General features: G+C 48.6%; 11 protein-coding genes. All 11 read right to left on the bottom strand.

The window, feature by feature from the left end; translation table 11 throughout:
- Window positions 1-113 precede the first annotated feature (113 nt).
- On the bottom strand, window positions 114-956 hold the full coding sequence (gene murI, locus ACN0R1_RS20575; RefSeq protein ID WP_417586030.1) for a glutamate racemase: 843 nt from the start codon (window positions 954-956) through the stop codon (window positions 114-116).
- Window positions 957-958: 2 nt separating this feature from the next.
- A complete protein-coding gene (der, locus tag ACN0R1_RS20570; protein ID WP_417586029.1) occupies window positions 959-2,395 on the bottom strand; it encodes a ribosome biogenesis GTPase Der in 1,437 nt (478 codons plus the stop codon).
- 63 nt (window positions 2,396-2,458) lie between these two features.
- Window positions 2,459-3,607 carry an outer membrane protein assembly factor BamB gene (gene bamB, locus ACN0R1_RS20565; RefSeq protein WP_417586028.1) on the bottom strand — a complete coding sequence of 383 codons (1,149 nt, stop codon included), beginning with the start codon at window positions 3,605-3,607 and terminating at the stop codon, window positions 2,459-2,461.
- The gene (locus ACN0R1_RS20560) at window positions 3,604-4,263 is read right to left on the bottom strand and encodes a YfgM family protein (RefSeq protein WP_417586027.1); all 660 of its coding nucleotides are present in this window, start codon (window positions 4,261-4,263) and stop codon (window positions 3,604-3,606) included. Before ACN0R1_RS20560 ends, bamB begins: the two co-directional genes overlap by 4 nt.
- A gap of 6 nt (window positions 4,264-4,269) precedes the next feature.
- The gene (hisS, locus tag ACN0R1_RS20555; protein WP_417586031.1) at window positions 4,270-5,529 is read right to left on the bottom strand and encodes a histidine--tRNA ligase; all 1,260 of its coding nucleotides are present in this window, start codon (window positions 5,527-5,529) and stop codon (window positions 4,270-4,272) included.
- Between the two features lie 50 nt (window positions 5,530-5,579).
- Entirely contained in the window at window positions 5,580-6,485 is a 906-nt protein-coding gene (locus tag ACN0R1_RS20550; protein WP_417586026.1) for a RodZ domain-containing protein, read from the bottom strand.
- Window positions 6,482-7,252, bottom strand: coding sequence for a type IV pilus biogenesis/stability protein PilW (pilW, locus tag ACN0R1_RS20545; protein WP_417586025.1), 771 nt, complete (start codon window positions 7,250-7,252; stop codon window positions 6,482-6,484). The genes ACN0R1_RS20550 and pilW overlap by 4 nt, the downstream gene beginning before the upstream one ends.
- Window positions 7,253-8,398, bottom strand: coding sequence for a 23S rRNA (adenine(2503)-C(2))-methyltransferase RlmN (gene rlmN, locus ACN0R1_RS20540; RefSeq protein ID WP_417586024.1), 1,146 nt, complete (start codon window positions 8,396-8,398; stop codon window positions 7,253-7,255).
- Window positions 8,399-8,461: 63 nt separating this feature from the next.
- Window positions 8,462-8,869: a nucleoside-diphosphate kinase gene (gene ndk / locus ACN0R1_RS20535; RefSeq protein ID WP_417586023.1), complete on the bottom strand. Its 408-nt coding sequence runs from the start codon at window positions 8,867-8,869 to the stop codon at window positions 8,462-8,464.
- Window positions 8,870-8,972: 103 nt separating this feature from the next.
- A complete protein-coding gene (locus tag ACN0R1_RS20530) occupies window positions 8,973-9,398 on the bottom strand; it encodes a DUF2802 domain-containing protein (protein WP_417586022.1) in 426 nt (141 codons plus the stop codon).
- Window positions 9,398-9,925, bottom strand: a 528-nt coding sequence (locus ACN0R1_RS20525; protein WP_417586021.1) for a chemotaxis protein CheW, incomplete at its 5' end; no start/stop codon positions are given. The genes ACN0R1_RS20530 and ACN0R1_RS20525, both read right to left, overlap by 1 nt.

Raw genomic sequence — 9,925 nt, 5'->3', positions numbered from 1 at the left:
ACCCGATGTGTTGGGCTGTTGTCTCAAGCGAGGTGCGTATAATATAGACCTGATTATGGAGCGTCAACACTCTTTTTGAGTTTTTTTATCGACCGACAAGCATTGGATATTTTTTAAACAAAATGCTGAATATCAATTAGCTCAACCTGTTCAGCTTCGATCGTCTCACTATAGAAGCGCGGCGCAACGCGAGCAAAACGTTCTGGTCCATCAGTAACCAAAAAGCGCACATACCCATCTGATCCCGGGTTTAGCATCCCACGATCAGTTAATTGTTTTTTTACCACAGCAGCGGTAGTCACTGCAGAGTCAACCAGCGAGACCGAATCACCCACAACCCGAGAAATAGCCGTTTTGAGGGCTGGAAAATGCGTACAGCCCAATACCAGCGTATCGGGATAGTCATCACTGTCACGATAATGATCGAAAAGCCCACTTAGCGAGCGTTTAACTATCGCTTCAACCAGCTCGCCTTCATGCCACCCTTCTTCTGCCAACGCTACAAACAATGAGCAGCCTGCCGACTTTACATTTGCATCGGGCATCAAGGACAGTATCGCTTTCTGGTAGGCTTGATTGTTAACCGTGCTTTCCGTTGCTATAACACCAATCTTGCCGGTACGCGTTACATTAACGGCTGCACGCGCACCAGGGTCGATCACACCAATAATATGTAATTCAGGATAACTAGCCTGCAAGGCATCCAAGGCTGCTGCCGCTGCTGTATTACAAGCCACCACCAACGTTTTGATATCGTAGCGCAGCAACGCCTTAAGAGCCTGCTCTGCATACCGCGTAATCGACAAGGAGCTTTTAGTGCCGTAAGGCACGCGCGCCGTATCACCAAGATAGATAAGATTTTCCCCAGGTAACGCCAGACGAGTGGCGTTCAATACACTTAACCCACCGACACCGGAATCAAACAGCCCTATAGGCCTGCTATCTGACTGACTCATTGCTACTTGTTCCTGGCACGCTTAACAGACCGTTTTTTCATATCTTTAATATGATCAAGGTTACGCTGTTTTTTAAGCTTTTGACGCGCGGTCAATATATTACGCTTACCGGCGAAGGGGTTATCACCCGTCTTGAATTCAAACCGAATGGGTGTACCACGAATTTTCAACACTTTGATAAAGCGGTTCTCAAGATACCGCTTGTAAGAGTTAGGTAGCGCATTGGTTTGATTACCGTGTACAACTATAATCGGCGGATTGGAACCACCCTGATGTGCGTAGCGAAGCTTAATACGATGGTTATTAACACTGGGTGGCTGATGATCTGCAACGACATCTTCCAACAGCCGTGTCAGCTTATTGGTAGACCATTTAGCCATAGCCGCATCATAGGCCTCATGCACTGAGCCATATAGATCACCCACCGCCGTACCATGCAATGCTGAAATGAAGTGCATACGTGCAAATGCGGCAAACTCAAGACGACGTCTGATTTGCTCACGAACAGTATCCTTCTGCTCAGACGTCATGCCATCCCACTTATTCAGTGCGATCACCATGGCACGGCCTGCATCAATAACAAAACCTAACAAATGTAGATCCTGCTCTGTCACACCTTCACGCGCATCTATGACCATGACAACCACATTGGCATCACGTATCGCCTGAAGGGTTTTAACAATCGAGAATTTTTCAACCGCCTCGGTGATGTGCTTGCGACGACGCACACCCGCCGTATCAATCAGAGTGTATTTTTGCGCATCGCGCTCATAAGGAATATAGATGCTGTCACGCGTCGTGCCCGCCTGATCAAAAACGACAACACGATCTTCACCCAGCATACGGTTTACCAGTGTGGACTTACCTACGTTAGGACGACCGATCACAGCAATGCGGATACTTCCATCATTACGCGCCCGCTCCTGCGCCTCTAGCTCCTCATCTGGCAACACATAGGGTGCCAACACTTCTTCCATCAGCGACAATACACCGCGACCGTGAGATGCGGCAATCGGCACCGGAATCCCGATACCAAGCCCATAAAAATCGGCCATGGCTGTGTCTGGATCTATACCGTCTGTTTTATTGACCACCAGATAATGTTGCTTACCACTGCGGCGCAAGTGGTCTGCAATCATTTCATCGGCTGGATTTAATCCCGCACGACCATCAACAATAAAAAAAATGATATCGGCCTCTTCAATCGCCATCAGCGACTGCTGTGCCATGGCGTGGTCAATACCTGTTTCTTCGCCAGTAATACCACCGGTATCTATGACTATATAAGCCTGGTCATCCTGACGACCTTCTCCATACTTCCGATCTCGCGTTAGCCCTGGTAAATCGGCAACAAGCGCATCTCGCGAACGCGTCAATCTATTAAACAGTGTTGATTTTCCTACATTAGGACGCCCAACAAGCGCGATAACCGGTAGCATAGTGTTTTCCAGAAAAAGGCAGCTCAACCCAGAGGGTTTCAGCTGCCACTGACTTTAATCAGTTCAGTTAAGTGTAATAGCCGCGAGCCTGCCGCTATTGGTCAGTACATACAATATATTGTCACGTACCAGCATATCGCCTTGCAATCCTGACGAATCAACGCGATATCTAGCTACAAAACGCCCATTCACCTGTGACATAAAGTGAAGGTAACCTTCTTGATCACCCACAACCACCGTATTGCCAAGCACTGCTGGAGAAGTCACCAAGCGATTGGTTAATGCCGATTGAGACCAAACACTGGCGCTGCTGACCGCATCATAGGCGTGAATATGGTCCTGCGCATCAGCCACATAGATATTGCCGTAACCCGAAGCCGGGCTACGATAGCTGGAAACATTCTGTGCCCATTGTACTTGCGCATTAAACGGATTAATCGCTAGCAGTCGGCCCTGATACCCCACCACATACAGCATATTATCGACAATGATGGGACGACCATTAATATCGGCTATACGCTCTAATTCTGAACGCCCCTCATCTATAGAAACTCGCTGATCCCAGATCAAACCACCGTCACGGTTATCCAATGCAACCAGCCGACCATTCGACATCCCAGCAAAGGTCACATCAGCCGCTAACAAAGGAATACCCGTACCACGCAGAGTTAAAGCAGGCACTTGCACATCAAAAGACCAACGATGCTCACCGGTCATTCGATCCAACGCGGTAATTCGCCCACTGACCTGCTGCATGACAACAAGTTCGGGATTGATCTGAACCTGAGCCGTCACTTCTGACGCTAGCTTATAGCGCCAAAGCTCTTTACCATCGTTACCATTAAGCGAAACGACTTCTCCTGCTCTTGTTGTCAACAGTACTTGACCAAGCCCAGCACCAACACCTCCAACTACTGGCTCCTTAAGACTCACACTCCAGACACGCTGACCTGAATGACGATCAAAGCCTGAGACGACACCCTGGCTGTCCGCTGCATAGATCCGGTCACCATCAATAGAGGGCATCATCTGGTGAAAGCGACGCCCAGGACCACTACCAACACTGGCACTCCACTTCACCGAGACATTGTTTTCAGCTGAAAAATCAACCAACTCAGCAGGTTGAATTTCCTCATTGCCACCCCAAAAACCACATCCAGCCAGCAAACCAAGCATCAGGGCAGCTACACATGCTTTAACCGATTTATTCATGAGTCTGCCTCTTCACCCAGGTCATCACGCTTCATTTGCAACACTGGCCGTGTCGGAGCATTTCCGGCTACCGCCAGCGCTTGATCATAGGCATTAATCGCAGCATCCAGATCACCTTTGCTAAAAGCGATATCACCCAACAGCTCATAATAAATTACGCTAAAGCTTCCTGGCTCAAAATCCGACAACAAGTTACTAGCCTGGTCAAGCTGATCTGTTGCCAGCAACACTCTGGCTTTACGCAAAGTAGCCAAGCGCTTGAGATCATCCTCTTGCGCCCGAGCAACAACCCAATCCAACTCTGCCAATGCTGTGTCATATTGCTGCTGCTGAACTGCAACACGCGCCAACATCAACGCAGCATACTGGGCATAAGTACTTTTTTCGTGCTCACTCTTTAGGCGATCACCCAAGTGTAAAATGGTCTCGACCTGCGGATCCGGATTTTCATCCAGCTCAGAAGCAACGGCTTCAAGCATATTCTGATAAAGCCACGAAGCCTGAGTTGCCTGGTTTTCAGTATAAGACTGCCACCCCTGCCAACCCAGAACCGCGGAAACAGCAACAACCAAGCCGATCATTAATGAACGGCCATTTTCTTTCCACCAATTTTTTAAAGCTTCTAATTGCTCTTCTTCACTACGAAGTTCTGCCACGTTAACTTACTCCTCGAAATACTCTGTTCCAGTCAGCAATGCCCTTGCTACCTGATCTAAGGGAACCTCTTGCTGTTCAGACTGGCTGCGCAAAGGTTTTAGAGCAACAACTTGTCGCTTCAGTTCATTATCACCCAATAGTAATGCAACTCGGGCACCGCTACGGTCAGCTTTTTTCATCTTGCTTTTAATATTTCCACCGGAGCAATCAAGCGTAATGCGCAAGGTTGTTTTATCCCTTAATTCTTCGGATAAGCGCATCGCTGCTGCAGACGCCTCAGCGCCCAGGGCGGCAACAAACACATCGGTTTCACGCTTTACATACTCAGGCAACGAGGCCTCAGCCTCAAGCAACAAAATAAGGCGCTCAACGCCCATGGCAAACCCCACAGCCGGCGTTGGACGCCCACCTAACTGTTCCACCAGGCCATCATATCGACCGCCAGCACACACTGTACCCTGCGCTCCCAGCCTGTCAGTCACCCACTCAAAAACTGTACGCCCATAGTAATCCAGCCCTCTCACCAAGCGCGGATTAACTTCGTAAGCAATACCGGCTGCATCCAGATTGGCTTTGAGTTGTTCAAAATGCTCGAGTGATTCCTGATCCAAACAGGCATGGAAATCCGGCGCACCATTGAGCAAATCCTGCACCTGTGGATTTTTGCTGTCGAGTATACGCAGCGGATTGGTGGTCAGGCGACGACGACTGTCCTCATCCAACTGATCCTGATGTGCCGTTAGATAATCTACCAATTTGGTTCGATATACTGCCCGTGCGGCGCTACTACCTATAGTATTCAACTGCAAAGCAACAGCATGACTGATACCCAACACCTTCCATAACCGTGCCGTAAGCAACAACAGTTCGGTATCAATATCCGGATCTGCCATGCCAAAAGTTTCAACACCTATCTGATGAAACTGACGGTATCGACCTTTCTGTGGGCGTTCATATCGGAACATGGGACCGGCATACCACAGACGCTGCACCTGATTGAAAATCAACCCATGCTCTTCGCAGGCTCTAACGCAGCTTGCCGTGCCTTCTGGGCGCAAAGTCAGGCTCTCACCGTTGCGATCCTCAAAGGTATACATCTCTTTTTCAACGATATCGGTCACTTCACCAATTGAACGACAAAAAAGTTCCGTCTGCTCTACGATAGGCGTGCGTATTTCACTGTAGCCATAGCTGGACAATACAGCACGCGTATTCTGTTCCAGATACTGCCAAAGCGGTGTCTGCAACGGCAAAATATCATTCATACCACGAATGGCTTTAATCTTGGCCAAACCCTTTACCCTATATACTGTTATTAATTTAACGGAAGACTAAAACGCGCCACATTACCCGATGTGAATGACGACAAGCTAATTACATCGCCATTAAAAAGGAGTTCGTCGACTGCGTCACGACGGCCAATCACTAAGGACAATGGCTCATCCCCCTCCAACTGAAGCTCTGACCCACCCTGAGCAACGCCTGAGTATATAAGGCTGTCGGTAGCATCACGTATCTGTATCCAACAGTCGTCACTAAAACGAATGTAAAGCCCTTGCGTTGAAGATAAGGCGGCGGCTTCCTCAGGCACGTCAACAGACACCACGTCATCTTCCTGAGCTTCGGCTTCATCCGGAATCAGCTCAGACACCTCTGGCTCAACAGACAAAACATCAGCCCCATCGCTGTCAGCATCAACCAAGCTATCCCTTTCCGGCGCAGCAATAATCGGCGACACAGCCGCTACAGGCGGATCAAACACATCCGGTGCAGGCTCGGAAACGTCAGGCGAGGGAGTCGACGGCGGCGTCAGCCCGTACTGCTCACGTGACCACCAGACAATCACTGCGATAATCGCCAACACAAACAACCAGGTAAACAGCTTCATAAAGGGCGATCGCGACGGATCACGCTCCTGAACACTCGTCGTTGAACGTATCTCCGTTGGCTTGAGATCCACGCCCGGCAAATTGGCGTAAACATTGGCGTAATAGTCTGGATCCAACTTCAGGTGTTTTGCATAGGTACGTATGTAACCGCGCAAAAAAACTGGATTATGGAAACTTTGCGGACTACCAGACTCGATTGCGTCCAACACTTTTATAGGCAGATTCAGCTCAGCGGATACCTGCTGAAGACTCAGGTTCCGCGCTTCCCGAGCCACAACAAACTCATGTCCGGGAAAGCCGCTCTGTTGATTTTCTGTCTGATCACTACTCAATGTGCAGACTCCTTAAACAGCCTATACTCTTCACTGTTTGGATAAAGATTTCTCAGCAGCAGTCCATAAGTGGCTGCCAACCCTGCGTTTCTATCAGCTCTTGCAATCCTGACACCAACCCAAAGGCTGTTGGCATCATGTTCTACGACGCGCGCATCTATCTGTTCACGAAAACGCCCAAACCAGCTAACAGCTTCGGCCGTGTTTCCCTGCTCAAGCAACAGGTCAGCCAGCGCTACCTGCGCATAAGGGCGATCACGCTGTATATCCAGAGCACGCCTTAAAGCATGCTCAGCAACATCATTCCGACCTAAACTACGATAACAGCGTCCCATATTTTCAAATGCCTGCGCCCTGGAAGCATAAAAGGGGTCTTCGGTTGCTCGCGAGAATTCATGACAGGCCTCAGTATAGCGCCCGAGGGAAAACAAAAATGCGCCATAATTATTGTGAAACATCGCATTCATTGGCTCAAGATCAATCGCGCGCCGATAGTACTTTTCTGCCAACACAAATTCTCGTTCAGCCTGGAACACCAGCGCTAATGCATTTTGTGCTGGGGCATAACGCTCGCTGATGCCAACGGCACGCTGAAGCGAACTTTTCGCATTAACAGTATCACCTGATTGCAAATACTGCACACCCAATTGGGTATAAGCCTGCAAGGCCGCTTCAGGAGTAGCTTCAGGATTATTCCGCGTGTCAGACACCGAACAACCAGACAGCGACACCAACATAAAAACAATACCTATCAACCTGTTATTCACTCAGCCTTCCCCTGCATGAGTTAGCGTCTCATCAGATGCGTCAAGTTGTAGCACAGACAAATATTTTTGACTACGCCTGGTTCTATCTTCCACCTGCCCCACTAACTGGCCACAGGCGGCATCCACATCATCTCCACGTGTCTTTCTAACCGTGGTTATAATGCCACCATTAACGATGATTTGCTTAAAACGGGCTATAGCATCCGCAGAAGGTTTATTGTAGCCAGAGTTTGGAAAGGGATTGAAAGGAATCAAATTCAGCTTACTGGGCATTTTGCGTAGCACCTTCAACAACTGCGTAGCATGCTCAGGCTGATCATTAACACCCTCCATCAGGGTATATTCAACGGTAATGACACGTTTATCATTAAGGTGCTTCAGATAGTTGTTGCATGACGCAATCAATTCTTTCAGGGGATAACGACGGTTTACCGGCACCAGTTGATCACGCAGAGCATCGTTGGGGGCATGGATTGAAACAGCCAACGAGACATCACTCAAACCAGCCAATTTGTCTATGGCGGGAACGACACCGGCCGTACTGATGGTCACACGTCGCTTTGACAGGCCATAAGCATTGTCATCCATCATCAGTTCGGTTGCCGCAACAACATTATCAAAATTCAGTAGTGGCTCACCCATACCCATAAAAACCACATTAGTGACGCGGCGCTCATCCTTAGGGTCAAACGGTCCGAAAGAGCGGATTGCAACCCGCAACTGACCGATAATCTCTGCCGCACTCAAGTTGCGGTTAAAGCCCTGTTTGCCTGTTGAACAGAAGCTGCAATCCAGCGCACAGCCAACCTGTGAAGACACGCAGAGTGTTTTACGACTACCTTCAGGGATCAATACCATTTCGATACTGGATCCACCATCCATACGAATAACCCATTTACGGGTGCCATCAGTGGATATTTTTTCCAGAACCACTTCCGGTTCACGAATATCAGCAACTTCAGCTAACTTCTGACGCAGTGATTTACTGATATTAGTCATTTCATCAAAGCTGCTGGCACCTTGCTGATGCAGCCACTTCAGAACCTGGGTTGCACGAAAGCGCTTTTCACCGATAGACTCAAAAAAAGTCTCAAGTCCGCTGGGTGATAATCCCAATAAATTGATTCTGTCTGGCTGTTTTGGCATGACCCGGTACCCGCAGTCTGATTAAGAAAAGGCCAGCATTGCCGGCCTAGGTACGGAACCCTTTCAGGCACCAAAGAAGTAGTTAATTTCACGCTCAGCGGATGTTGCCGAATCCGATCCATGCACCGCATTAGCATCGATAGAAGAAGCAAAGTCACGGCGAATAGTACCTTCTGCCGCATCTTTTGGATTGGTAGCACCCATCAACTCACGGTTAAGCAGAATAGCATTTTCACCTTCCAAAACTTGCACAACTACCGGACCTGAAGTCATAAAAGCAACCAAATCAGCAAAGAAAGGGCGCTCTTTATGCTCGGCATAGAAACCCTCAGCTTCAGCTTGGCTCAACTGCTTCATCTGCATGGCAACCACTTTAAGGTTGGCTTTTTCAAAGCGGCTGACAATTTCACCAATAACATTTTTGGCAACGGCGTCTGGCTTAATAATGGAAAGTGTACGTTCAACTGACATATTGGTGTTTCCCCACATAAAACTAAGGTCGATAAAAGGCGATAATTATACGTGATGAACAAGCAAGAAAATAGTCAGTAGAAATGCATTACAGGTTTCTGTATCAATGCTTGTGGGTAAGCGAACGCTCATCATGCAGTTCTCGGTGCAACAAGGCCATCAACTCAGCCTCTGGGCGTCCGATTCCACAGGAACGCACCAGATCTTCAACGCCCGCCCCCATCTCCATCAAACGAGCCGCCTGATTATAAGCCAGCACACCAGGATCGCGATTTTCCAGCTCGTACTGTTTTTCGACAGCAATGTTTAGCTTCTGTTCAACCGTCATTAAACGTTTGCCCATACCGATTGAGCTACCGGTCATACCTTGAATTTCGTTACGCAAGACATTCACCAGCACTTGATAACGCTTTTCCTGACGCCGGACTCTATACCAGATGACCAGAGAGACCGAAATGGACACGAGACAGAGCACCGCCATAACAAGCAGCGCTATCAATAGATAGATACTGTCGGACCAATTCTCCATCAAACAATCATAACCTCAAACTCTTCAATCAACTGATCTGTGTCCAGCACAGCGCAACGCTGCACCAAACAGGTCCCATAAAGCCATGCCCGGTGATCCTTGTCCTGATTAATATTGATAGCGGAGCGTGGCAAATCAATGGACTTAATAATCTGATTACACGCCAATGCCCAACGGCGCCCCTTGAGGATCAATACATCGGTATAGTCAGCTTTATCCACAGAGTAAGAGCCGGGGATCACCCACAAACCTGTATCAACTACAGTGATTGGCCACCGATCCTGACCAAAATGACCGATCATCCAATCATGGCGCATTTCTATACTCATGGTGAGATTGTGTACTTCCTGAACGCCATCAACATCATCAGTCGGTATAGCCAGCTTAAGACCATGCACATCAACGAGTATACAACGTAGACTATCTTCCACCGGTTTATCATCCAAAATAGGCTCTGGCTCTGGCTCTGGCTCTGGCTCTGGCTCTGGCTCTGGCTCTGGCTCTGGCTCTGGCTCTGGCTCTGGCTC

Origin of the sequence: Nitrincola sp., assembly GCF_048264025.1 — a bacterium.
Lineage (GTDB): Bacteria > Pseudomonadota > Gammaproteobacteria > Pseudomonadales > Balneatricaceae > Nitrincola.
The sequence above is the reverse complement of the archived record's forward strand: the minus strand, read 5'-3'. Positions and strand labels throughout refer to the sequence as shown.